General features: G+C 61.0%; 22 protein-coding genes. 12 read left to right on the top strand and 10 right to left on the bottom strand.

Features of this window, described 5'->3' with window-relative positions; translation table 11 throughout:
* Positions 1 to 53: 53 nt before the first annotated feature.
* Positions 54 to 3,161 carry a beta-galactosidase gene (locus tag ACOI7D_RS18955; protein ID WP_109547376.1) on the bottom strand — a complete coding sequence of 1,036 codons (3,108 nt, stop codon included), beginning with the start codon at positions 3,159 to 3,161 and terminating at the stop codon, positions 54 to 56.
* A 195-nt stretch (positions 3,162 to 3,356) separates the two neighbouring features.
* Here ACOI7D_RS18955 and ACOI7D_RS18950 point away from each other — a divergent pair, with 195 nt between their 5' ends.
* Positions 3,357 to 4,421 carry a LacI family DNA-binding transcriptional regulator gene (locus ACOI7D_RS18950; RefSeq protein WP_044522878.1) on the top strand — a complete coding sequence of 355 codons (1,065 nt, stop codon included), beginning with the start codon at positions 3,357 to 3,359 and terminating at the stop codon, positions 4,419 to 4,421.
* A 264-nt stretch (positions 4,422 to 4,685) separates the two neighbouring features.
* Positions 4,686 to 5,126: a GNAT family N-acetyltransferase gene (locus ACOI7D_RS18945; RefSeq protein ID WP_072413162.1), complete on the top strand. Its 441-nt coding sequence runs from the start codon at positions 4,686 to 4,688 to the stop codon at positions 5,124 to 5,126.
* Positions 5,127 to 5,180: 54 nt separating this feature from the next.
* Here the strand turns inward: ACOI7D_RS18945 and ACOI7D_RS18940 are convergent, their stop codons facing one another.
* Together ACOI7D_RS18940 and ftrA are read right to left on the bottom strand one after the other, a co-directional pair.
* A complete protein-coding gene (locus ACOI7D_RS18940) occupies positions 5,181 to 5,396 on the bottom strand; it encodes a DUF4177 domain-containing protein (protein ID WP_004205985.1) in 216 nt (71 codons plus the stop codon).
* Complete coding sequence (gene ftrA / locus ACOI7D_RS18935; RefSeq protein WP_109547375.1) at positions 5,365 to 6,462, bottom strand: transcriptional regulator FtrA; 1,098 nt, start codon at positions 6,460 to 6,462, stop codon at positions 5,365 to 5,367. The genes ACOI7D_RS18940 and ftrA overlap by 32 nt, the downstream gene beginning before the upstream one ends.
* A gap of 67 nt (positions 6,463 to 6,529) precedes the next feature.
* On the opposite strand from ftrA, the gene ACOI7D_RS18930 reads away from it, so the two are divergent.
* The 7 genes from ACOI7D_RS18930 to urtE all read left to right on the top strand — a co-directional run bounded on the left by ACOI7D_RS18930 (position 6,530) and on the right by urtE (position 13,836).
* Positions 6,530 to 6,928, top strand: coding sequence for a rhodanese-like domain-containing protein (locus ACOI7D_RS18930; RefSeq protein ID WP_023289613.1), 399 nt, complete (start codon positions 6,530 to 6,532; stop codon positions 6,926 to 6,928).
* Between the two features lie 148 nt (positions 6,929 to 7,076).
* A complete protein-coding gene (locus tag ACOI7D_RS18925) occupies positions 7,077 to 8,180 on the top strand; it encodes a cobalamin-independent methionine synthase II family protein (RefSeq protein WP_109547374.1) in 1,104 nt (367 codons plus the stop codon).
* A 170-nt stretch (positions 8,181 to 8,350) separates the two neighbouring features.
* Positions 8,351 to 9,622, top strand: coding sequence for an urea ABC transporter substrate-binding protein (gene urtA, locus ACOI7D_RS18920; protein WP_004205981.1), 1,272 nt, complete (start codon positions 8,351 to 8,353; stop codon positions 9,620 to 9,622).
* Between the two features lie 61 nt (positions 9,623 to 9,683).
* Positions 9,684 to 11,258 (top strand): urea ABC transporter permease subunit UrtB, encoded by a 1,575-nt coding sequence (gene urtB, locus ACOI7D_RS18915; protein WP_109547373.1) that lies wholly within the window; start codon positions 9,684 to 9,686, stop codon positions 11,256 to 11,258.
* Positions 11,258 to 12,331, top strand: coding sequence for an urea ABC transporter permease subunit UrtC (gene urtC, locus ACOI7D_RS18910; protein ID WP_109547372.1), 1,074 nt, complete (start codon positions 11,258 to 11,260; stop codon positions 12,329 to 12,331). Before urtB ends, urtC begins: the two co-directional genes overlap by 1 nt.
* Positions 12,331 to 13,128 carry an urea ABC transporter ATP-binding protein UrtD gene (gene urtD, locus ACOI7D_RS18905; RefSeq protein WP_023289616.1) on the top strand — a complete coding sequence of 266 codons (798 nt, stop codon included), beginning with the start codon at positions 12,331 to 12,333 and terminating at the stop codon, positions 13,126 to 13,128. Before urtC ends, urtD begins: the two co-directional genes overlap by 1 nt.
* Positions 13,129 to 13,137: 9 nt before the next feature.
* Entirely contained in the window at positions 13,138 to 13,836 is a 699-nt protein-coding gene (gene urtE / locus ACOI7D_RS18900) for an urea ABC transporter ATP-binding subunit UrtE (RefSeq protein WP_023289617.1), read from the top strand.
* 33 nt (positions 13,837 to 13,869) lie between these two features.
* On the opposite strand, the gene ACOI7D_RS18895 is transcribed toward urtE, so the two are convergent.
* Both ACOI7D_RS18895 and ydeE read right to left on the bottom strand, forming a co-directional pair.
* Positions 13,870 to 14,352 carry a helix-turn-helix domain-containing protein gene (locus ACOI7D_RS18895; RefSeq protein WP_023289618.1) on the bottom strand — a complete coding sequence of 161 codons (483 nt, stop codon included), beginning with the start codon at positions 14,350 to 14,352 and terminating at the stop codon, positions 13,870 to 13,872.
* A 129-nt stretch (positions 14,353 to 14,481) separates the two neighbouring features.
* The gene (gene ydeE / locus ACOI7D_RS18890; protein WP_109547371.1) at positions 14,482 to 15,678 is read right to left on the bottom strand and encodes an efflux MFS transporter YdeE; all 1,197 of its coding nucleotides are present in this window, start codon (positions 15,676 to 15,678) and stop codon (positions 14,482 to 14,484) included.
* A gap of 195 nt (positions 15,679 to 15,873) precedes the next feature.
* On the opposite strand from ydeE, the gene eamA reads away from it, so the two are divergent.
* Positions 15,874 to 16,773 carry an O-acetylserine/cysteine exporter gene (gene eamA / locus ACOI7D_RS18885; protein WP_023289620.1) on the top strand — a complete coding sequence of 300 codons (900 nt, stop codon included), beginning with the start codon at positions 15,874 to 15,876 and terminating at the stop codon, positions 16,771 to 16,773.
* A gap of 48 nt (positions 16,774 to 16,821) precedes the next feature.
* Here eamA and marB read toward each other — a convergent pair whose 3' ends face one another.
* From marB to marR, 3 genes are read right to left on the bottom strand one after another with little or no spacing between them, the layout of a single operon-like run.
* Positions 16,822 to 17,040: a multiple antibiotic resistance protein MarB gene (gene marB / locus ACOI7D_RS18880; protein ID WP_044522908.1), complete on the bottom strand. Its 219-nt coding sequence runs from the start codon at positions 17,038 to 17,040 to the stop codon at positions 16,822 to 16,824.
* A 34-nt stretch (positions 17,041 to 17,074) separates the two neighbouring features.
* Positions 17,075 to 17,455: an MDR efflux pump AcrAB transcriptional activator MarA gene (gene marA, locus ACOI7D_RS18875; RefSeq protein WP_004205971.1), complete on the bottom strand. Its 381-nt coding sequence runs from the start codon at positions 17,453 to 17,455 to the stop codon at positions 17,075 to 17,077.
* Positions 17,456 to 17,475: 20 nt separating this feature from the next.
* Positions 17,476 to 17,910 carry a multiple antibiotic resistance transcriptional regulator MarR gene (marR, locus tag ACOI7D_RS18870; RefSeq protein ID WP_004143563.1) on the bottom strand — a complete coding sequence of 145 codons (435 nt, stop codon included), beginning with the start codon at positions 17,908 to 17,910 and terminating at the stop codon, positions 17,476 to 17,478.
* Positions 17,911 to 18,171: 261 nt separating this feature from the next.
* On the opposite strand from marR, the gene ACOI7D_RS18865 reads away from it, so the two are divergent.
* Complete coding sequence (locus ACOI7D_RS18865) at positions 18,172 to 18,840, top strand: MarC family NAAT transporter (protein WP_004205969.1); 669 nt, start codon at positions 18,172 to 18,174, stop codon at positions 18,838 to 18,840.
* A 68-nt stretch (positions 18,841 to 18,908) separates the two neighbouring features.
* On the opposite strand, the gene ACOI7D_RS18860 is transcribed toward ACOI7D_RS18865, so the two are convergent.
* On the bottom strand, positions 18,909 to 20,108 hold the full coding sequence (locus ACOI7D_RS18860; protein WP_032452773.1) for a sugar transporter: 1,200 nt from the start codon (positions 20,106 to 20,108) through the stop codon (positions 18,909 to 18,911).
* 201 nt (positions 20,109 to 20,309) lie between these two features.
* Between ACOI7D_RS18860 and ACOI7D_RS18855 the strand changes: the two genes are divergently transcribed.
* On the top strand, positions 20,310 to 21,104 hold the full coding sequence (locus ACOI7D_RS18855) for a PhzF family phenazine biosynthesis protein (protein WP_085550840.1): 795 nt from the start codon (positions 20,310 to 20,312) through the stop codon (positions 21,102 to 21,104).
* Positions 21,105 to 21,149: 45 nt separating this feature from the next.
* On the opposite strand, the gene ACOI7D_RS18850 is transcribed toward ACOI7D_RS18855, so the two are convergent.
* A complete protein-coding gene (locus tag ACOI7D_RS18850) occupies positions 21,150 to 22,469 on the bottom strand; it encodes an MFS transporter (RefSeq protein ID WP_085550841.1) in 1,320 nt (439 codons plus the stop codon).
* Between the last annotated feature and the right edge of the window lie 13 nt (positions 22,470 to 22,482).

Below are 22,482 nucleotides of genomic sequence, written 5' to 3'. Positions count from 1 at the left end.
ACCATGATCCCTTGTTATTCTGTTTGTAGGGTGGGGGCTGCCGCCCCCACGGATTAAAGGCAACGCAATGATACCTCGTACTGCCAGCGCGTTTGGGTCAGGAGCCACTGCGGCAGCACGCTTGGGGTCCAGGAGTCATCGCCTCCCACCCCCATATGCAGGCCGTCAAGGGTGATCCACACGCCGTCTTCGGCCTCCATCTTGTGCCAGTGGTCGGTCTCCATCAGCTGACGGGTGCTCCACGGCTGAACGGAGAAGTGGAAATGACCGCTGACGTGCCAGCGTCCCCAGTCCAGCGCCTGAGTATCACAGCGCAGGCCGTTTTCCGTCGGGAAGATGTAGGGGGTGGTCATCGCCGCCAGCGGCTGCTCCCAGCGGGCGAAGCAGGCGCTGCTCCGCCGGTCGGGGTAGTTCTCATGCGGCCCCAGCCCCAGCCAGCTCACCGGCGCCTGCTGATCCGCCACCTGGAAGTGCAGCCCGACCCGCGGCAGCGGCGGCAGCGTTTCCGCGCGCTCGCCGTCCACCGCCAGCCGTACCGTTCCGTCCGCGGTAAAGCGCAGACGCCAGTGGCTGATAATCACCACCTCGTCGCCGCGCAGGTAGTGCCAGCGGCTGTCGACAAGGGTCTCATTCGCCAGACGCTGGGCGTCGCACTGCACGCAGCGCGCCTCAAGGTCGAACAGGCCGGCGCTTTTCCAGCGCTCCACCCAGGCGTTGGGGTCGATGCGCTCCACTTCGCTGACCCCGATGTCGTTGTCGAGCGGCGCACGGATAAACTGATCCCGCAGGGGGGTCAGCAGCTGCTCCTGACCGCCAACCGACCAGCCACTCAGCAAACCGGTCCGGCGATCGACGGTCCAGCACTGCGTGCCGGCGCGGATCTGCCAGGCCTCATCGCTGACGATAAGATCCGGGGCGCCGGCTGGCACCGTGGGCGCAGGCAGCGCCAGCGGCGCCGGCAGGGGATATTGCTGCCAGGCGACGCGATGATCCGCCGGGGACCAGGCTGTCGCCTGGGGCTGGACCACCTCCAGCGTCAGCCACACGGCGCGGGCGCCTGGCGGCAGGATCAGACTGTCGAGCAGCGTTATCTCGTCGCTGCCCTCAGGCGGGAGCGCCAGCGTCAGGTTGCCGTGGTACAAGGTTTCACCGGCCGCCTGCACCTGCCAGCGCAGCGCTTCGTTATCGGTCTGGCGGAACAGGTATTCGCTGGCGATGCGCACCCGCAGCGGCGAAGTCGACAGCAGGGCGAACTGGAAATACTGCTGGGCGTGCTTCGCCTCGACCAGCGACGGATGCGGCGTGCGATCGGGGAACACCAGGCCGTTCATACAGAACTGGCGATCGTTCGGCTTATCGCCAAAGTCGCCGCCGTAGGCCCAGCCGACGCTGCCGTCGTCAAAGATTTTGCGGATCGCCTGGTCGGCCCAGTCCCAGATAAACCCGCCCTGCAGCCGCGGATACTCGCGGAAGGCCTGCCAGTAATCGGCGAAGTTGCCGAGGCTGTTGCCCATCGCGTGGGCGTACTCGCAGAGGATCAGCGGCCGCTGCTCGCCGGGCAGGCTGATCCATTTTTTGATCCCCCACTTCGGTACCGCCGGGATCGGCTGGTCGCGTTCGACGCGGGCGTACATCGGACAGATAATATCGGTGGCGGTGGTATCCGCGCCGCCGCCCTCGTACTGCACCGGACGGGTCGGGTCGTTACGCTTCAGCCAGTGGTACAGCGCTTCGTGGTTGCCGCCGCCGCCGGATTCGTTGCCCAGCGACCAGATGATAATGCACGGATGGTTGCGGTTGCTCTGTACCATCCGGGTGACGCGGGCGCTGAAGGCTGGCAGCCACGCCGGATCGTCGGACAGCCGATTCATCGGCACCATGCCGTGGGTTTCAATATTGGCTTCATCGACCACGTACAGACCGTAGCGGTTGCACAGCTCATACCAGCGCGGGGCGTTGGGGTAGTGCGAGCAGCGGACGGCGTTAAAGTTGTTCTGCTTCATCAACAGAATGTCCTGCACCATATCCGCCTCGCTGACCACCTGACCGCGTAAAGGGTGGTGTTCATGGCGGTTAACGCCGCGGATCAGCAGCGGTTTGCCGTTAAGGCGCAGCAGGCCGTCGGCGATCTCGATGCGGCGAAAACCGATATCCCACGCCTCTGCCTCCAGCAATGCCTCGCCGCGCCACAGGGTGACCACCGCCCGGTAGCAATCCGGGGTTTCCGCGCTCCAGTGCGCCGGCGCCGCCACCGCCAGGGAGAAATCGACCCGTTCGGCGTAGCGGCCGCGCTCATCCACCGTCGGGGTGCCTAACGGCTGACGGTGGGCAACGACAGGCTGCTCGCCGCGCCACAGGCTAACCCCGACGCTGAGCCCGGCAAGCGCCGCTTCTGTCGCCTCGACGGTCGCCTGGACCTGCAGAGCGCCGTCGCGGCAGAGGGCGTCAAGGGTCGGCGTCAGCTGGACGTCGCTCAGCCGCTGGTGCGGCTTATTCAGCAGCCACACCGAGCGGAAAATACCGCTCATCCGCCACATATCCTGGTCTTCCAGCCAGCTGCCGACGCTCCAGCGCATGACCATCACGCACAGGCGGTTGTCGCCCGGACGCAGAAAGGGGCTGAGATCGAACGCCGCCGGCAGGCGGCTGTCCTGGGAGTAACCGACCCAGGCGCCGTTGCACCAGAGATGAAAGGCCGAGTTAACGCCGTCGAATATAATCTGCGTCTGCCCATCCGCGCGCCAGGCGTCATCGATCGCAACGTGCAGGGAGTAACAGCCGGTTGGGTTATCCTCCGGCACCCGCGGCGGGGTGGTGTCGATGGGGTAGCGGACGTTAGTGTAGATCGGCGCGTCATAGCCCTCCATCTGCCAGTTGGAGGGCACCGGCGTGCCGCGGCTGCCCGGCAGGTCCTGCGTCAGCCACTGCGCATCGACGGCAAACGGGCTGCGGGCGTAAGCAAATTGCCACTCGCCGTCCAGCTGACGACGATGGGGCGAAGGATGATTATCGCGGGCGGCAAGCTCATCGCGCCAGCTGGCGAACGCGGGATGGGCCGGCAGGCGGTTGAGATGGGTAATGGTCTGGTTCTGCCAGTCTTCGCGGGCGAGGACGGCGTGGAAGTCAGGCGCGTGGCGGCGACTGGTATCGCTTATTGGCATAGTAATCCCCGGTAAGTCAGAAAATGTCGATCGCTAAACAGGATGAAGAACGTTATCGGGTAATTTGTTTTTTCCAGCAACGACGGCGGAAATGAAATTAACAGACGATCACGAAAGCGGGGGCAATACGCTGTTTTTTGTCGTGCGTTAAACATAAAATGTTAGCGCACGACATTTTGTCGATGAGGAGAAACTATGCCGCGTCGTACCGCAACCCTGGAGGATGTCGCCCGCGCGGCGGGCGTCTCCCAACAGACGGTCTCCCGGGTCCTGAACCGTCCGGAAGTGGTGTCAGCCCGCACCCGCGAGCAGGTGATCCGCGCGATGCAGACGCTGCACTACGTGCCTAACCGCTCGGCGCAGCTGCTCGCCGGCAAAGCGGCGCCCTCCATCGGGCTGATTACCGCCTCGCTGACCCTGCATGCCCCCTCGCAGATCGCCGCCGCGGTAAAGAGCCATGCCAGCCTGCACCAGCTGGAGGTGGCGATAGCGATGCCAGCGCAGGCCGACTTCGCCGCGCTGCAGGCCCGGCTGGACGAACTGCGCGCCCAGCATATTCGCGGGGTGATCGTCAGCCTGCCGCTGGAGAGCGCCACCGCCGAGCGGCTGGTTAAAGAGAACCCGGATATGGCCTGCCTGTTTCTTGACGTCTCCCCGGAGGCCGATGTCTGCTGCGTGCGCTTCGACCATCGCGACGGCTGCGGAGCCTGCGTGCGCCATCTGTGGGAGCTCGGGCATCGCGAATTCGGCCTGCTGGCGGGGCCGGAAAGTTCGGTTTCCGCCCGTCTGCGTCTCGCCAGCTGGCGCGAGGCGCTGCACAGCCTGAACATTGCCCGTTCAACCACGGTGTTCGGTGACTGGAGCGCCGCCAGCGGCTGGCAGAAAACCTTCGAACTGCTGCACCTCCAGCCGCGGATCAGCGCCATTGTGGTGGCCAACGATCAGATGGCGCTCGGGGTACTCAGCGCGCTGGCCCAGCTCAATCGCAGCGGCAGCCAGGCGGTGTCGGTGACCGGCTATGACGACACCGCTGACAGTCTCTACTTTCAGCCGCCGCTCACCACGGTGGCGCAGGACTTTGATCTGCTGGGCAAACGAGCCGTGGAGCGGCTGATTGCTCTGATGGCGGCCCCGCAGATGCGGATCCGCGAGCTGCTGCCGACCCGGCTCATCGTGCGCCAATCGGCGTGGCCGCTCGCCGCCGCGGAGGACCGGCAGCAGACCCTGGCGCAGCTGAAAGCGTTGGTGGAGAGGCTTTAGCCGCAGGCCGTTGAGGATTTATTGAGGTTGACCATGCTAACCTCGGGATCAAACGTAGAGAGGTCAGTATCCTCTGCCTGCGAAAAATGCAAAATACAATCTATCCATGCAAGCATTGATTTACCGCCAGTCACATGGCGGTTTTTTTTTGCCTCACCCCCGTTTTCCGCGTTCTTTCGTTGGTTTTTTCGCCTGGCATCCCCGGCGGCGGCATGCTACATCTTTCTTCCGGGATAGATGCCGAACACGGCGGGAGACAAGGTCATGATGGTGATTGAGGGCAAAGAGGCGATTGTGCGGGTAGACTGGCGGCGGGTGCGGACCATCGTCGCCGAGGCCGGGCTGAATGAACGTGATGTTCAGCAACTGGAGCAGGCGTTTCGCCAGAGCACCTTCTGCTGGTTCGGCTATGAGAACGGTCAGCTGATTGCCGTGGCGCGCGCCATCAGCGACTGCACCTGGAGCAGCTACTTATCGGATGTGGCGATCGTCCCCGACCGACAGGGGCAGGGTTACGGACAACAGCTGATGCAGGCGGTCCGGGAGCAGCTGCTGCCCTTTGGCAAAATTTTTATCTATGCGGTGGCCGATAAAATCGCGTTCTATCAGCGTTTTGGTTTTGCCATGCTGACCACCGGGATGGTCTGCGCTGGCGAGGAGGGCATGCGCAAAATGCACGAGCAGGGCTATATTCGCCAGCCCTGAGCGCGGATGCCGGGCAACGCCTGGCTTAAGCGTGTAAACCAGGCGCAGGCTCCGTTACAGGGGCCTTTCAAGCACAAACAGATACGCTTCCCGCGACCAGAACAGGGCGGTACGGCGGCGCTCCACCGACATGGTTTTTACCTCCCAGCCCTCGCGGGTATAGCTGCTGAGAAACTGGCTCATTTTGTCAGGGTCGGCTTTGGCTTCGCCAAAAAACAGGCTGCCCAGCAGGCCCTCTTTATAGATCACTACCCGACACTCTTTCTTCATCATCCACCATCCTGGCGACCGGTTTACTGTGGCTGTCTATTGTCCGTGGCTGCGAGGATTTTGCAATCGGAGAAGTAGCAAACTGTTTACGGTACTGCAGCGGGCTTAGCGCGAAGCGCAGGCGAAAATGGTGGCGCAGGGTGCCAGCGCTGGCAAATCCGCAGCGCTCAGCGATCTGGTCGATGCCCATCGTGCTCTCCGTCAGGTGCTGACGGGCGCGCAGCAGACGCTCCTCCAGCAGCCAGCGGGCGGGGGTTTTACCAGTGGCCTCTTCAAAGCGGCGCAAAAAGGTGCGCGTCCCCATGCCGGCGCGCTGCGCGAGGGAGGCGACGGTGTGGCTGGCGGCGAGATGCTGGTGCAGATAATCAAACAGCTGGCCAAGGCGCAGACTCTCCCGGCTGCGGGCCACCGGACGCAGGACCTGCTGCGCCTGACCGCCGTCGCGATGGGGAGAGACCACCAGGCGGCGAGCGACCACATTCGCTGCCTCGCTGCCGAAATCCTCGCGCACCAGATGCAGACAGAGGTCGATCCCCGCCGCGCTGCCGGCGGACGTCATCAGCAAATCATCGCCCACGTAAAGGACATCCTCCACCACCTGGATCTGCGGAAAACGGGACTGCAGCGCCGCGGTGTAGCGCCAGTGGGTTGTCGCCTGGCGGCCATTGAGCAGCCCGGCGGCGGCGAGAACGAACACTCCGGAACAGATGGAGATTATTCGGCATCCGCGGGCGTGAGCGGCGGCCAGGGCGGCGCACAGCGCTTCGGGCACCGGGGCGTCGATGCCGCGCCAGCCCGGGACCACGATGGTCTGCGCCTGGGCGAGAAGCTCAGGGCCGCCGTCGGTCATCAGGCGGACCCCGCCGGTGGCTCTCAGAGGCCCTTCATCGACGGCGGCGACGGCGAACTGGTACCAGCGCTCGCCCATTTCCGGGCGCGGCAGGCCGAAGATCTCCACGGCCACGCCAAACTCAAACGTGCACAGGCCATCGTAGGCGAGGGCCACCACGCGGTGAGGTGACGGTGTCACCGAAGGGGTTGTCAGGATGTTAGCGTTTTCTGTCATGGTTGCCGGCAGATAAGGGTGATGGGCGTCAGTAAAGTAGTGTTATCACAGACAAGGAGAAGACGCCATGAGTGTAGTAAGCCAATTTACCCCCGCCACCTCCGCCGAGGCTATCCGCTGGTTCCGCCATAAGCTGCATCTCGAGACCGACTGCGCCGATGTGCACAGCGCCCAGCGTGCCGGCGAGGTCGACTTTGTCCTGCTGCACGTGGTCGGCAGCGAGGAGGCCTTCGCCAGGCGTCACCTGCCCGGCGCGCTGCATCTCCCGCACAGCCAGATCAGCGCCGAGAGAATGGCGGCCTGGCCGGCGGAGACCCTGTTTGTGGTCTATTGCGCCGGGCCGCATTGCAACGGTGCCGACGTTGCCGCGCTGAAGCTGGCCGAACTGGGGCGGCCGGTGAAAATGATGCTCGGCGGGATCACCGGCTGGGAAGATGAAGGTTATGCGTTTGTCGCCGGTAAGTGAATATATTTCATGTACCATGAAATATTCTCGTTTGCGGCCCGTCGACCTGCATGCCAGTATCTGGACATATAGCCATCCAGAAGTCTAAGAATTCAAATAATGAACTATCACGGTGGGCAACTAACGCGCGCACCGCTAAGGAGACAGCATGCAACGTCAACAGGCCCCGTTCCGCGCAGACATCGTCGGCAGTTTTTTGCGTCCGGACAGTATCAAACAGGCGCGTCAGCAGCTGGCGGAGGGGCTTATCGACGCCGGTCAGCTGCGCGAAATTGAGAATAACGCTATCCGTCATCTGGTCCAGCAGCAGTGCGACTGCGGCCTGCACGTGGTCACCGACGGCGAGTTTCGTCGCGCATGGTGGCATTTCGATTTCTTCGACGGCCTGCAGGGCGTTGAGCGTTACGATGCCGAGCAGGGGATCCAGTTCAACGGCGTGCAGACCAAAGCCCACGGCGTGCGCGTTACCGGCAAGCTGGCGTTCGGCGACCACCCGATGCTGGAGGATTTCCGCTATCTGAAAAGCATCAGCGGCGACGCGCAGCCGAAGATGACCATTCCCAGCCCGAGCGTGCTGCACTTCCGCGGCGGTCGGAAAGATATTGATGCCACCGTTTACCCGGATCTCAGCGACTACTTCGACGACCTGGCCACCACCTGGCGCGACGCGATCCGCGCCTTTTATGACGCCGGCTGTCGCTATCTGCAGCTGGACGATACCGTCTGGGCCTATCTGTGCTCCGATGCCCAGCGTCAGCAGGTGCGCGAGCGCGGCGACGATCCGGATGCGCTGGCGCGCATTTATGCCCGGGTGCTGAACCAGGCGCTGGAGGGCAAACCGGCCGATCTGACGGTGGGCCTCCACGTCTGCCGGGGTAATTTCCGCTCAACCTGGATCTCGGAGGGCGGTTATGAGCCGGTGGCCGAGGTGCTGTTTGGCGGCGTCAATGTCGATGCCTTCTTCCTCGAATATGACAACGACCGCTCCGGGGATTTCGCGCCGCTGCGCTTTATTCGTCCCGGCCATCAGCAGGTGGTCCTCGGGTTGATCACCACCAAGAACGGCGAGCTGGAGAACCCGGAGGGGGTCAAAGCGCGTCTCGCCGAGGCGGCGCAGTATGTTCCGCTTGAGCAGATCTGCCTGAGTCCGCAGTGCGGTTTCGCCTCCACGGAAGAGGGTAACGCCCTCAGCGAAGACCAGCAGTGGCAAAAAGTTCGTCTGGTGACCGCCATCGCCGCCGACGTCTGGTAATGCCTTTCTTAGCGCAGCGTTGCACCGTGATGAGGCAACGCTGCCATCTCCTTCGTCTCCGCCCTCCGCCTGCGCCGCATCCCGCTGTTCTCACAACCTGGCACCGTTTTTGCCTTATCACCTCTGGTTAGCTGTTAATTCTTTATTTTTGCGCTACTCAGGAGTGAATCATGCAACGAAGAACGTTATTAAAAGCTTTTGCACTCTCCGCCTCTGTAATGGCTATGGGTCTCTCATTCCAGGCCTATGCCGCCGACACCATTAAAGTCGGGATTATGCATTCGCTCTCCGGGACGATGGCGATTTCCGAAACGCCGCTGAAGGACGTCGCCCTGATGGCCATCGACGACATCAACGCCAAAGGCGGGGTGCTGGGCAAGAAGCTGGAGCCGGTAGTGGTCGACCCGGCCTCCAACTGGCCGCTGTTCGCCGAGAAGGCGCGCCAGCTGCTGGCCCAGGACAAGGTGGCGGTGGTGTTCGGCTGCTGGACCTCGGTCTCGCGTAAATCGGTGCTACCGGTGTTTGAGGAGCTGAACGGCCTGCTGTTCTACCCGGTACAGTACGAAGGGGAAGAGATGTCCCCCAACGTCTTCTATACCGGCGCGGCGCCTAACCAGCAGGCCATCCCAGCGGTGGAATACCTGCTGAGCGAGGACGGCGGCGGCGCCAAACGCTTCTTCCTGCTGGGAACCGACTACGTCTATCCGCGCACCACCAACAAGATCCTTCGCGCCTTCCTGCATGCCAAAGGGATCCAGGACAAAGATATCGAAGAAGTCTACACCCCGTTCGGCTATAGCGATTACCAGACCATCGTCGCCAATATCAAAAAATTCTCCGCCGGCGGTAAAACGGCGGTGGTCTCCACCATCAACGGCGATTCCAACGTGCCTTTCTACAAAGAGCTGGCTAACCAGGGTCTGAAAGCGACCGACGTGCCGGTGGTGGCCTTCTCGGTGGGGGAAGAGGAGCTGCGCGGCATCGATACCAAACCGCTGGTCGGCAACCTCGCGGCATGGAACTACTTTGAGTCGGTCGATAACCCGACCAATAAAGCCTTTGTCGCCGACTATCGCGCTTACGCCAAAGCGCACAAGCTGCCGAATGCCGATACGGTGGTGACCAACGACCCGATGGAGGCGACCTGGGTGGGTCTGCATATGTGGGCGCAGGCGGTGACCAAAGCCGGCACCACCGACGTGGACAAAGTGCGCGACGCCATGGCCGGGCAAACCTTTAAAGCGCCGTCCGGTTTTACCCTGACGATGGATGCCACCAACCACCATCTGCATAAGCCGGTGATGATCGGTGAAATCGAAGGCAACGGCCAGTTCAATGTGGTCTGGCAGACCGATGAGCCCGTCCGCGCGCAGCCGTGGAGTCCGTGGATCCCCGGTAATGATAAGAAACCTGACCATCCGGTGAAAACCGTCAGCCAGTAAGCGCCAGGGCCGACGGGGCGGGAGCGTCGCGCCCGTCGGCCGCTGACCAGAGGAGAACGACATGAACGCATTGCGTCTCATGAGTGTGTTGACGCTGCTGCTGAGCTTGCTGCCATGGCGGGCGCAGGCCGCGGAGGCGGATGATTTCGTCGCCGCCAGCCGCAGCCAGCAGGCGCAGCTGTTGACCCAGTGGGCGGCGGCGCCGCAGGCGGATCGCCTGCCATTGCTGCGGGCGTTAACCAGCGAAAGCCTGGTGATGGACGACGGAAAACATGCCTTCAGCGCCAGACAGGGCGGCTTAGAACCGCTGGGCGCCGCCGCCGCGCCGCAGGGCGACACCCGGCCGGTCCGTCTGACCAACCGCCTGCGCAATCTGGCTGCCGGCGCGCTGGCCAGCCATCTTATTTTAAGTGACAACGTCACAGAGCGAGCGTCCGCGGCGCGCACCCTGCAGCGGGAAGCGACCCCGGCCATGGCCGCCCTGCTGCAGCAGCGGCTGAAGGCGGAAAGCGATGATAATGTGCGGGGCCTGCTGGAGGTGGCGCTGGCGCGCCTGCAGTTGACTCAGCCTGAGGCCAGCGCGCGGCTGGCCGCGGTGACGCTGCTCGGCCATTCCGCGGACCCGGAAACCCAGGCGCTGCTGATCCCCTTTACCGATGCCCAGCATGAGCCGGATGCGGCGGTGCGCGAGGCGGCCAGCGACAGCCTGCAAAAGATCAAACATCGTCTGCTGCTCGGCGATCTGCTGGGCCAGGCCTTTATGGGGCTGTCGCTGGGCTCGGTGCTGCTGCTGGCCGCGCTGGGGCTGGCGATCACCTACGGCCTGCTGGGGGTGATTAACATGGCCCATGGCGAGATGCTGATGATCGGCGCCTACAGCTGCTGGCTGGTACAGCAGGTCCTGGCGCAGCTTGCGCCGCAGTGGCTGGCCTTTTATCCGCTGGTCGCGCTGCCGGTGGCCTTCCTGGTCACCGCCGGGATCGGCATGGCGCTCGAGCGCACCATTATTCGTCATCTGTATGGTCGGCCGCTGGAGACGCTGCTCGCCACCTGGGGGATCAGCCTGATGCTTATTCAGCTGGTGCGGATGCTGTTCGGCGCCCAGAACGTGGAGGTGGCGAACCCCGCCTGGCTCTCCGGCGGCGTGCAGGTCCTGCCGAACCTGATCCTGCCGTGGAACCGGCTGGCGGTGCTGGCGTTCGTCCTGCTGGTGCTGTGCTTCACCTGGCTCATCCTGAACCGCACCCGCCTCGGAATGAACGTCCGCGCCGTGACGCAGAACCGGGCGATGGCCGCCTGCTGCGGCGTGCCTACCGGGCGGGTGGATATGCTGGCCTTTGGTCTCGGATCCGGTATTGCCGGGCTGGGCGGCGTGGCGCTGTCGCAGCTTGGCAACGTCGGCCCGGAGCTGGGTCAGGGCTATATCATCGACTCGTTCCTGGTGGTGGTCCTGGGCGGCGTCGGCCAGCTGGCCGGCAGCGTGGCGGCAGCCTTTGGGCTGGGCATTTTCAACAAAATTCTTGAACCTCAGATGGGCGCGGTGCTGGGCAAGATCCTGATCCTGGTGATGATTATTCTGTTTATTCAGAAACGCCCGCAGGGCCTGTTCGCGTTGAAAGGGAGGGTGATTGACTGATGAGCCAACCCATTACCTTAACGCTGGCGCAGCGCGCGCCGCGGCCTCTGCGCTGGCTGGGGATCCTGTTAGTGCTGGGGCTGCTGAGCATGCCATTCCTGGCGCTGCTGCCGGCCTCCCATCCGCTGGCGGTGCCGAGCTGGCTGCTGACCCTGAGCGGTAAAATCCTCTGCTACGCCATCGTGGCGGTGGCGCTGGATCTGGTCTGGGGCTACGCGGGTATGCTATCCCTTGGCCACGGGATTTTCTTTGCCCTCGGCGGGTACGCCATGGGCATGTACCTGATGCGCCAGGCGGCGGGCGACGGTCTGCCGGCGTTTATGTCTTTTCTCTCCTGGAGCGAGCTGCCCTGGTTCTGGTGGGGCACGCAGCATTTCGCCTGGGCGATGGCGCTGGTGGTGCTGGTTCCCGGCCTGCTGGCGCTGGTTTTCGGCTGGTTCGCCTTCCGCTCGAAGATCAAAGGGGTCTATTTCTCGATCATGACCCAGGCCTTGACCTATGCCGGTATGCTGCTGTTCTTTCGCAACGAGACCGGGTTTGGCGGTAACAACGGCTTCACCGGATTTACCACGCTGCTGGGCTTTCCGGTCACCGCCACCGGCACCCGGGCGGCGCTGTTTATGGCCACGGTCCTGCTGCTGTTGCTGACCCTGTGGCTGGGCTCGGCGCTGGCGCAGAGTAAGTTTGGCCGCATCCTCACCGCGGTGCGGGATGCCGAGAACCGCCTGATGTTCTGCGGGTACGACCCGCGCGGCTTCAAGCTGCTGGTGTGGACGCTGTCGGCGGTGATCTGCGGCCTGGCGGGGGCGTTATACGTCCCGCAGGTGGGGATCATCAACCCCAGCGAAATGTCGCCGACCAACTCCATCGAGGCCGCCATCTGGGTGGCGCTCGGCGGGCGCGGCACCCTGATCGGCCCGGTGCTTGGCGCCGGGCTGGTCAATGGCGCGAAAAGCATTTTCACCGTGGCGATGCCGGAGTACTGGCAGCTGTTTCTCGGCCTCATCTTCATTATCGTGACCCTGTTTTTACCCCGCGGGGTGATGGGGCTGCTGCGTCGAGGAGACCGCTAATGCAACCGGATGAAGGACTGTTTACCCGCCAGCTGCCAGGAGATCGCTTCCGTGCGCAAACCGACCCGGTACTGCAGCTGGAGAACATTAACGTCAGCTTTGACGGTTTCCGGGCGCTGACGGATCTGTCGCTGGCGATAGGCGTTGGCGAGCTGCGCTGCGTGATCGGCCCCAACGGCGCGGGCAAGACCACCCTGATGGACGTGATCACCGGCAAAACCCGGCCGCAGAGCGGCAAAGCGATCTATGACCAGTCGGTGGATCTGACCACTCTCGACCCGGTGGCCATCGCCCGCCAGGGTATCGGGCGCAAGTTTCAAAAGCCGACGGTCTTCGAAGCGCTGACGGTGGCGGAAAATCTCGCCCTGGCGATGAAGGGGGATAAATCGGTGTGGGCCAGCCTGCGCGCCCGGCTGAGCAGCGAACAGGACGATCGGCTGAATGAGGTGCTGCGCCTGCTGCGCCTCGACGGCGAACGCTATCGCCAGGCGGGTCTGCTGTCCCATGGCCAGAAACAGTTTCTTGAGATCGGCATGCTGCTGGTGCAGGAACCGCATCTGCTGCTGCTTGATGAGCCAGCGGCCGGCATGACCGATGCGGAAACCGAATATACCGCGGAGCTGTTTCGCACGCTGGCCGGACAGCACTCCCTGATGGTGGTGGAGCACGACATGGGGTTTGTCGAGACCATCGCCGACCGGGTGACGGTCCTGCATCAGGGCCAGGTGCTGGCGGAGGGGTCGCTGCGGGAGGTGCAGGCCAATGAGCAGGTCATTGAAGTTTATCTGGGACGTTAAGGAGCGCCAATGTTACAGGTGAGTCAGTTACATCAGTACTACGGCGGGAGCCACATCTTGCGCGGGGTGGATTTTACCGCCCGTCAGGGCGAGGTTACCTGCCTGCTGGGGCGCAACGGCGTCGGTAAGACCACGTTGCTGAAATGTCTGATGGGGCTTATTCCGGCGCGCAGCGGCGAGGTGCGCTGGCAGGATCAGAACATCACCCACCGTAAACCGCACCAGCGGGTGCAGGCCGGGGTGGCCTACGTCCCCCAGGGACGCGAGATTTTTCCCCGCCTGACGGTGGAAGAAAATCTGCTGATGGGGCTGTCGCGCTTTCCCGCCCGCGAGGCGCAGCAGGTGCCGGAGGAGATTTACCAGCTTTTCCCGGTGCTCAAGACCATGAAGCAGCGGCGGGGCGGTGACTTATCCGGCGGTCAGCAGCAGCAGCTGGCGATCGGCCGCGCGCTGGCCAGCCGTCCGCAGCTGCTGATCCTCGATGAGCCCACCGAGGGGATCCAGCCCTCGGTCATCAAAGAGATTGGCGAGGTGATCCGTCAGCTGGCGAGCCGCGGGGATATGGCCATTCTGCTGGTGGAGCAATTCTATGACTTTGCCGCCGGGCTGGCGGACCACTACCTGGTGATGTCGCGCGGCGCCATCGTCCAGCAGGGAAAGGGCGGAGATATGGAAACCGACGGCGTGCGCGCCCTGGTGACTATCTGATCGGGCCGGCGGCGCGCGCCGCCGGTTTCCATGCTATTTACGCAGCAGCCGCTGCAGGCGCGCCTGGCGCCAGTTTTTGATCCATTCGCCAAAGACGAACAGACGTAATCCTCTCACCACCAGCAGAGCGCCCCAGATCAGGGCGACCCAGCCGGACCAGTAGTACTGCGGGTTCGTGTACCGGTTGAGCACCGCCAGCAGCACGCAGACCACCAGCGCCACCGACAGCGAACGAAAAAAGCGACTCTCCTGCTGCACCCGCGCTTTCGCTTCCTCTATACGCAGATCCAGCGAAGCTTGCGGACCCGGCGCGCCCTCCCGCGAGGCTTCGCCGCCGATCTCGGCCACCGTCACCTCAAAGACCGCGGCGAGGGCGCTGAGGGTCTCCAGCCCCGGGCGTTCGCCATTCTCAATGCGCTGGATCGTGCGGACGCTGAGCCCCGCCATTTCGGCCAGCTGTTCCTGTGACCAGGCGCGCTGCAGCCGTAATTGTTTGACCTGATTGATGCTGTTCATATTCATATGCTCCATGACGTTCTGCGGATGTAAACCTGTGATGGAGTATGGAAAAGCGGGCCGCCAGCCACCACGACAGCGACCCGACAACGGCCCGACAGCAACCTGACAGCCGCATGTCAGCTGGCGTCAGGCCCTGGCCAGCGGAGAATCCGGCTGCCAGGGACGGGCATTGATCCCCCGGAAAATCATCAGCCAGGCGGCGACAATAGCCGCGATAAGAATGACAAACAGCGACCAGTGCGGCAGATGGGTGAGGATCAACCCGGTGAACATCGGGTTGAAGGCCGCCCCCAGCCATCCCAGCGACTGAGCGGAGAAGTAGCTGGCCTTCATTCCCGACGGGGCGATATGGTCAATCAGCATATACTCGCCGGGGGCATAAATCACCTCACCAAGGGTGAAGATCGCCGCCGAGATCCCCCACGCCCACAGGCTGGCGCCGGAGAACATAAAGCCCACGAGGCCGATCACAAAGCAGAGGGTACCGAAGGTCATCAGCGGGCGGATATTTCTCGCGCTCAGCCGCCGGCCAACGGCGTACTGCAGGGCGACGACCACCGCGGCGTTAACCGGCAGCACCACGGCCACGACTTTCTCGGCGAAGTCGCTGCTGGCGACCACCAGCACGTACTGCGAGATACAGGAGGCGAAGGCGCCGCCGACGAAGGAGGCCAGCAGCCCGGAACAGGTAAACCACAGCAGCGCGCGGTCGCGCAGCAGCACCGAAGGCGTCCAGGCGGCAGCTCCCGGCTGGGCGGCGGCGGCCCCATCCCGCTGGAGAAACAGCTGAATAAACACCAGCGGGAAGGCGGCGCAGGCCGCCGCCAGCCAGAAGGGCAGATTAATGCTGTGCATCACCAGCAGCGTGCCGATAGGCGGCCCGACGGTCCAGCCGATGTTGAGGATGGTGTAGTTCAGCGAGAAGATGCGCGCTTTTTTCTCCGCCGTCAGCCGGTCGGCGAACCAGGCTTTCAGTACGGTGGAAAAGACCGAATAGGCGCAGTTGATCAGCGCAAAGAAGATCACCACCAGGGTAGCGTTATGGACCAGCGGTATCGCGCTGAAACCGAGGATAAATACCAGCACTGACCACACCATATAGCGTTTTTTGTCGAACTTGTCCGCGAGGATGCCAAAGCCCATGCTGAACAGCACGCCGACCACCAGGGCCAGCGACAGGGCGTAGCCGATCACATCCACCGCCAGCTGATAGCGTCGGGTGAGGTAGATGGTCATAAACGGCAGTGTGGCCCCGCGGCCGATAGTCAACAGTAACGACGATGCCAGCAGCGCGATGGTGGAGCGCCGGAGTGTGGTGATCATGATTTCCTTGCCTGTCATGTTGTTATAATTTTATGTCTTCGATCACAAATAACACGGCCATCACGCCTTGTACAGGTCGCCCAGGTCGCGATCGGCACTTCTGAACCTGCCAAAAATAATGATCTATCCTGGCGGCCGCTTTTTCGCTACTTTGATTTTGTTCACAAAAATTCTAATAACGACAGAGGCAGGGGTATGACGAGGAAAGATGGACTGCTGGCGCTGCTGGTAGTGGTGGTGTGGGGGCTTAACTTCGTGGTGATTAAGCTGGGATTGCACAATATGCCGCCGCTGATGCTGGCGGGCCTGCGCTTTATGCTGGTGGCCTTCCCGGCGCTGCTGTTTGTCGCCCGGCCAGCGATTCCGCTGCGCCTGCTGTTGGGCTATGGCCTGACCATTAGCTTTGGCCAGTTTGCCTTTCTGTTCTGCGCTATCGGCCTGGGCATGCCGGCGGGGCTGGCGTCGCTGGTTCTGCAGGCGCAAGCCTTCTTTACCATCATCCTCGGCGCCTTCGTCTTTGGCGAACGCCTGCAGGGCAAGCAGCTGGCGGGGATCGCCCTGGCGATCTTCGGCGTGCTGGTGCTGGTGGAGGGGAGCCTCGGTGGGGAACATGTCCCGCTGGTGGGCTTTATGCTGACCCTGGCGGCGGCGCTCAGCTGGGCCTGCGGCAATATTTTCAACAAAAAAATCATGTCCCAGGCGACCCGGCCGCCGATCATGTCGCTGGTGGTGTGGAGCGCATTGATCCCGGTGCTGCCGTTTATGCTCGCCTCGTGGCTGATCGATGGCCCGCAGCTGATGCTGGCGAGTCTACGCCAGATCGATGTGCTGACGGTTCTCTCGCTGCTTTACCTGGCGTTTATCGCCACTATCGTCGGCTACGGTATCTGGGGCTCGCTGCTGGGGCGGTATGAAACCTGGCGGGTGGCGCCGCTGTCGCTGCTGGTGCCGGTGGTGGGGATGGCCAGCGCCGCGCTGCTGCTGGGAGAGACGCTGAGCGGGCTGCAGCTCGCCGGGGCGGCGCTGATCATGGCCGGGCTCTATATCAACGTTTTCGGTCTGCGTCTGGTGCGGCCGGGCATGGCGCGCGGGTAAAAAAAAGCCCCGGAGACGGGGCTATACACAAGTATGCGTGTAATGGCATCACAGGTCGTGCTGCTGGTAGTACGGCACGCCAAGTTCGTCAGATTTATCATTGCCGGCCGCCATATGATTGAAATCAAACGGCGAGTCGTTATGTTCCGAAGGGAGAATCATTGTGTCACGCTGGTTTTGCCGCACCGGCGTGGTGGTTTGCTCCGCATAGCTGAAGCTGGATGCCAGCGACAGAACGACGATGGCTGCGGCAGCGAATAATTTCATGATTTCCTCAATACGTCTTTAATAATGCAGGCGATTAACAACAGTTATTTAGCGGATGCAGATAGCGGGATTCGCCAGGTACATTCGTTATGCGATATTTGTGGGGCGGAACATCGAAATAGTTTTTAAACGTTCGCGTCAGGGTCTGCTGCGATTCGAAACCGTAGCGTTCCGCCAGGTACAGGATTGGCTCATTGCTCTGCTTGAGCTTTTGCGCAATCTCCGTCAGCTTACGGCTGCGGATGTACTGGCCGAGGGAATGGCCGGTCTCTTTCTTAAACATACGTTGCAGGTGCCACTTGGAGTAACCTGAGCGCTCAGACACTTTTTCCAGCGACAGGGGCGATTCCAGGTTATCCTCGATCCACGACAAAATACTATGGATAGTGATGGCGTCATTATTACGTCTGGACATCATCTTACCTCTTCTTATTTTTACGGCAGGACCTTCTTGAGGAGTTGCTCAAGCATGGCGACTTCGTCCGCCGACAGATTTTTTGTTAACTCCTGGTGTAACTTCTGACCCACAACCTGATGACACTGCTCGCAAAGGGCTGCGCCGTCTGGCGTCAACTGCACCAGCACGCCGCGCTTGTCAGCGGGGTTGGGTAACCGTTCAATCCAGCCTTTACACGCCAGGCGGTCGAGCATACGCGTCATCGCGCCCGGGTCGACGGAAAGCACGGTTTTCAGCTCAACGGGGGTAATACATACCTCGCAACGAATGGAACAGAGCACCCGGAACTGGGTCGCGGTAATATCCATGGGTGAGAGGTAGTCGTTGAGCAGGCGATCTTTTTTCTGGTTAACCATCTGGATCAAGCGGCCCAGCGGGATCATCTCGTTGAACAGGTCGCTGGTACTTTTCATGATGGTTGCCCAGGCAATGATTTAGTTGCGAGTGATACTATTGCCCAGGCAATCATAAGTCAACATTATGAATTGGCCGATGCCACGATTTGCTAAAACAAGAAAATTCGACACGGGTCACTGTTTGTGAATTTTCTAACGCTTGTTAATTTTTGGCGAAGGTGATTGATCAGCAGGCTGGCGTTGGAATTGTTGAAGCCGGTATACTCACGGCGTGAAACCATCCTTAAAAAATGAATATTTACGGGGCTTTTTTTAACTATGTTTGATTTGTTTAAAGCGATAGGGCTCGGCCTGGCGGTGCTGTTACCGCTGGCGAATCCGCTGACTACCGTGGCGCTGTTCCTTGGCCTGGCGGGCAATATGAACAACGCCGAGCGGAACAAACAGGCGTTGATGGCTTCGGTGTATGTCTTCGCCATCCTGATGGTGTCGTGGTATGCCGGCCAGGTGGTGATGAATACATTCGGCATATCAATACCTGGGCTGCGTATCGCCGGGGGGTTGATTGTGGCCTTTATCGGTTTCCGCATGCTGTTCCCCCAGCAAAAAGCCCACGATTCGATGGAAGCGAAGATCAAATCGGAAGAGCTTCAGGATGAGCCAACCGCCAATATCGCCTTTGTGCCGCTGGCGATGCCAAGCACCGCCGGTCCGGGCACCATCGCGATGATCATCAGTTCCGCCTCAACCGTGAAGCACGGCGTGGACTTCCCGGAGTGGGTGGTGCTGGCGGCGCCGCCGATTATCTTTGCCCTGTTGGCGATCATTCTCTGGGGTTGCCTGCGCAGTTCGGGGGCGATTATGCGTCTGGTAGGCAAAGGCGGCATTGAGGCCATTTCGCGGCTGATGGGCTTCCTGCTGGTCTGCATGGGCGTGCAGTTCATTATTAACGGCGTGCTGGAGATCATTTCGACCTGGCATCCCTGACCGCGGTGATGCGCAGAGAGACAAAAGCCCGCCGGAGCGATACCGACGGGCTTTTTTTTGCGGCTCAATCAAGAGTGGTGCGGCTGGTGCTCTTCCAGCGATACCGGCCAGCGACGGAAGATCAGCAGGGCCCAGATCAGGCCTGCCAGCGCCGGGATGGCGCCGATGTAGCCGATGGAGGCCATAGAGAGGTGCAGACTCACCTGGCTGCCCACCAGCGCGCCGGCGCCAATGCCGATGTTAAAGATGCCCGAGAACAGCGACATGGCGACGTCGGTGGCGTCCGGGGCGGAGGCCAGCACTTTCACCTGCATGCCGAGACCGATAATCATGATCGCCACCCCCCAGAAGATGCTGAGCAGCATCAGGTGGTGCGGGTTATGCGAGGCCGGCAAAAGCAGCAGCAGACAGGCCAGCAGCAGGCCGATGGCGAGGCTTATCAGCCCCGAAGCGTGCTGGTTACCGAGCTTGCCGAACAGAATGCTGCCGATAATCCCGGCCCCGCCGAGGATCAGCAGCAGTACGGTGGCAAAATTGCCGCTCAGACCCGCCACCGTCTGGACGAAGGGTTCGATATAGCTGTAGGCGGTATAATGGGCGGTCACCACCACCACGGTCAGAATGTACACGCTGACCAGCGCCGGGCGACGGAACAGCACCGGCAGGCTTTTCAGCGAGCCTGAGTGTTCGCTCGGCAGCGTCGGCAGCAGTTTCACCAGGCAGGCCAGAGTGGCTAAGGCGCCGAGGCCGATCGCCAGGAAGGTCATCCGCCAGCCAAAATACTGGCCGATGATGCGGCCGATCGGAATGCCAAACACCATCGCCAGCGCGGTACCGGTGGCGATCAGGCTCAGCGCCTGCGCCCGTTTGCCCGGAGGCGCCATGCGGATGGCCAGCGCCGACGTTATCGACCAGAACACCGCATGGGCGAAGGCGATGCCGATGCGGCTGATGACCAGCACGTCAAAATTCCATGCAAAGAACGACAGCACATGGCTGGCGATAAACAGAATAAACAGGCCGATGAGCAACCGCCGACGCTCCACTTTGCTGGTCAGCAGCATAAACGGCAGCGACATTAACGCCACCACCCATGCGTAGATGGTCAGCATCATGCCCACCTGGGCGGTTTCCATGCCGAAGCTGTCGGCAATATCCGACAGCAGACCGACCGGGGCAAATTCTGTGGTGTTAAAAATAAACGCGGCGATGGCCAACGTCACGACACGTAGCCACGCTACCTTGCGTGAGACCGTATTCGTAGTCATAAGCTCTGGACTGGTGATTCAGGGGAAGATGTGACGCTGATCTTAAAACGTTTGCTGGCGAAAAGACAATCATTTTGTGATCTGCATCTCATTTCACTGCAAGCGGCCAGGCGCGGTTAAGCAATTAATTTTGCTATGGATAGTGTCAGGGGGGCGCTTTTATGTCATGTTGAAGGAAAGTAAAAAAAGTAAGGACAGTGTATGCAGGAAATACAATTTTATCTGGTCGATGCTTTCAGCGATAAAAACTTCGGCGGCAATGCCGCGGCCGTTTGCCCCCTCAGCGAGTGGTTAGCCGACGATGTGCTGCTGAAAATGGCCCAACAGCATAACCAGTCCGAAACGGCGTTCTTCGTCCGCACCGACGAAGGCTATGAGCTGCGCTGGTTTACCACCCTTGGCGAGATCAACCTCTGCGGCCACGCCACCCTGGCGACGGCGCACGTTATTTTTGAATATCTCGACCATCCCTCGGCGACGATTACCTTTAGCACCCGTTTTGTCGGCGACCTGCGGGTGACCCGCAGCGGCGACTGGCTGACGCTCGACTTCCCGGCGTGGACGACCACCCCGGTGGCCAATCCGCCGGCGGACCTGCTGGCCGGGCTGGGCCTCGAGGCGGCCGTCGAGGTACGGGAAGGGCGCGATTATCTGGTGCTGCTGGCGGATCGCCGGCAGGTTGAAGCGGTGCAACCGGACATGGCGCGCCTGCAGACGCTCGGCAAAATGATCTGCGTGAGCGCGCCGGATGAGGAATATGACTTTGTCAGCCGCTTCTTCTGCCCGGGAGAAGGGGTGCCGGAGGATCCGGTGACCGGCTCCGCCCACAGCATGCTGATCCCCTGGTGGGGCGACAAGCTGGGGAAAACCACCATGATGGCGCGCCAGGTCTCCGCCCGCGGCGGGGATCTGCGCTGCCAGTGGCAGGGCGACCGGGTGCTGATCGGCGGCCAGGCCACCACCTATCTGCGCGGGACGGTTTACCTGCGAGGTTAACAATGTGTTTACGCCCGGTGGCGTCCTCTACCGGGCGGATTGGACTTAATGTTGTTCTGCGGCATTAAGGACGGATGATTTTCCACCTTTGTCATTGATAGGTTCTATTTTACCCATCAGGAACAGGTAGTTGATTATCCCGATCACGACAAGAATGGCCGAGAAAATCAGAGCCCAGTTGAATGAGCCTGTCGCAGCAACGATCGCACCCGTAATGATAGGACCGACTGCGCCTCCCATATTCGAAACTGTATTTTGCAGCCCAGCGACAATTGAGACGCTATTTTTGGGTGCAACATCACCCGGTAAGGCCCAAACCTGTGATGCGGCGACCGTCGTGCCTGATTTGGCGACACACAAGAGAAAGACGGTCATAAACACGGAGTCGGTAAATGGTGCAAAGCCGATACAAAGTGCCATGAGCAAGCCGATAGTCAAAAACAGTTTACGGGTCGCTGTGAGAGACAGTACTTTCTTATGTACCAGACGATCCGAGGCCCAGCCAGCAAAAACTTCAATCACCATCCCGCATAATAAAGGCAGAGCGGCTACCATTCCCATTTTAATAAAATCCATACCTTTTTCTTTTACCAGGTAAGTAGGAAGCCAGGTAATGAAAAAATAGGAGGTGTAATTGATGGTAAAAAAGCCGATACACATTGCCCAAATGTTACGATAACGCAAGAGCTTATACCATTTCATGGGCAATACAGTTTTGTCGCCGTGATGTTGTTTTTGTCCATCGCGAATAATACGCACTTCTGAAGGACTGATGCGTTTGTGTTCTTCTGGATTTTCAGCATAGATAAAATACCAGGCGATAACCCATAAAATGCCCACACTGCCGATAATCAAAAAGGTCAGTCGCCAGTCAAATGTGTAGATCATCCAGACGATAAGCGGCATGGCAATCGCCCCGCCAAATTTTGACGCACTATCGAAGAGTCCGGATACGGTGGCACGTTCTTTATCGGGAAACCAGCGTGCGGCGATCCCAGCGTTGCTGGGGTAGGCGGCGGCCTCGCCAACACCTAAAGCCAGACGCAGTGCCAGAAGTGATTTAAAACCCGTAGCAACCCCCATCATCGAGGTGGCAATTGACCACCAGGCGACAGCTAAACCAAGACCTTTTTTCTGACCAAAACGATCGGCGAACCATCCGGCGGGGATCTGTAATAACGAGTATGACCAAAAAAAAGCAGCCATGATAAACCCCATCATTTCGGGGTCGAGTTTCAGTTCATCAATTAAATGTGGGGCTGCGGCAGATAATACTGTCCGGTCGATATAGTTGATGGCAATAGCCAACCACATTAACCCGGCTATCCACCAGCGAATACGAGTAGTGTTAGCTGTCGTGTTCATATATTCGGCTCTG

Origin of the sequence: Klebsiella sp. C360 (assembly GCF_048822415.1) — a bacterium.
Taxonomy (GTDB): Bacteria; Pseudomonadota; Gammaproteobacteria; order Enterobacterales; family Enterobacteriaceae; genus Klebsiella; species Klebsiella quasipneumoniae.
Note: the sequence above shows the minus strand (reverse complement) of the source record. Positions and strands in the feature narration are given on the sequence as shown.

Bases quoted from the DNA above. Each gene is read 5' to 3' on its own strand.
- ACOI7D_RS18955 (WP_109547376.1), bottom strand. From the start codon at position 3,161: ATGCCAATAAGCGATACCAGTCGCCGCCACGCGCCTGACTTCCACGCC.
- marA (WP_004205971.1), bottom strand. From the start codon at position 17,455: ATGTCCAGACGTAATAATGACGCCATCACTATCCATAGTATTTTGTCG.
- ACOI7D_RS18930 (WP_023289613.1), top strand. From the start codon at position 6,530: ATGAGTGTAGTAAGCCAATTTACCCCCGCCACCTCCGCCGAGGCTATC.
- urtE (WP_023289617.1), top strand. From the start codon at position 13,138: ATGTTACAGGTGAGTCAGTTACATCAGTACTACGGCGGGAGCCACATC.
- urtC (WP_109547372.1), top strand. From the start codon at position 11,258: ATGAGCCAACCCATTACCTTAACGCTGGCGCAGCGCGCGCCGCGGCCT.
- ydeE (WP_109547371.1), bottom strand. From the start codon at position 15,678: ATGATCACCACACTCCGGCGCTCCACCATCGCGCTGCTGGCATCGTCG.
- eamA (WP_023289620.1), top strand. From the start codon at position 15,874: ATGACGAGGAAAGATGGACTGCTGGCGCTGCTGGTAGTGGTGGTGTGG.
- urtA (WP_004205981.1), top strand. From the start codon at position 8,351: ATGCAACGAAGAACGTTATTAAAAGCTTTTGCACTCTCCGCCTCTGTA.
- urtD (WP_023289616.1), top strand. From the start codon at position 12,331: ATGCAACCGGATGAAGGACTGTTTACCCGCCAGCTGCCAGGAGATCGC.
- ACOI7D_RS18945 (WP_072413162.1), top strand. From the start codon at position 4,686: ATGATGGTGATTGAGGGCAAAGAGGCGATTGTGCGGGTAGACTGGCGG.
- ACOI7D_RS18855 (WP_085550840.1), top strand. From the start codon at position 20,310: ATGCAGGAAATACAATTTTATCTGGTCGATGCTTTCAGCGATAAAAAC.
- ACOI7D_RS18860 (WP_032452773.1), bottom strand. From the start codon at position 20,108: ATGACTACGAATACGGTCTCACGCAAGGTAGCGTGGCTACGTGTCGTG.
- marR (WP_004143563.1), bottom strand. From the start codon at position 17,910: ATGAAAAGTACCAGCGACCTGTTCAACGAGATGATCCCGCTGGGCCGC.
- ACOI7D_RS18950 (WP_044522878.1), top strand. From the start codon at position 3,357: ATGCCGCGTCGTACCGCAACCCTGGAGGATGTCGCCCGCGCGGCGGGC.
- ACOI7D_RS18940 (WP_004205985.1), bottom strand. From the start codon at position 5,396: ATGAAGAAAGAGTGTCGGGTAGTGATCTATAAAGAGGGCCTGCTGGGC.
- ACOI7D_RS18850 (WP_085550841.1), bottom strand. From the start codon at position 22,469: ATGAACACGACAGCTAACACTACTCGTATTCGCTGGTGGATAGCCGGG.
- marB (WP_044522908.1), bottom strand. From the start codon at position 17,040: ATGAAATTATTCGCTGCCGCAGCCATCGTCGTTCTGTCGCTGGCATCC.
- ACOI7D_RS18925 (WP_109547374.1), top strand. From the start codon at position 7,077: ATGCAACGTCAACAGGCCCCGTTCCGCGCAGACATCGTCGGCAGTTTT.
- ACOI7D_RS18865 (WP_004205969.1), top strand. From the start codon at position 18,172: ATGTTTGATTTGTTTAAAGCGATAGGGCTCGGCCTGGCGGTGCTGTTA.
- ACOI7D_RS18895 (WP_023289618.1), bottom strand. From the start codon at position 14,352: ATGAACAGCATCAATCAGGTCAAACAATTACGGCTGCAGCGCGCCTGG.
- urtB (WP_109547373.1), top strand. From the start codon at position 9,684: ATGAACGCATTGCGTCTCATGAGTGTGTTGACGCTGCTGCTGAGCTTG.
- ftrA (WP_109547375.1), bottom strand. From the start codon at position 6,462: ATGACAGAAAACGCTAACATCCTGACAACCCCTTCGGTGACACCGTCA.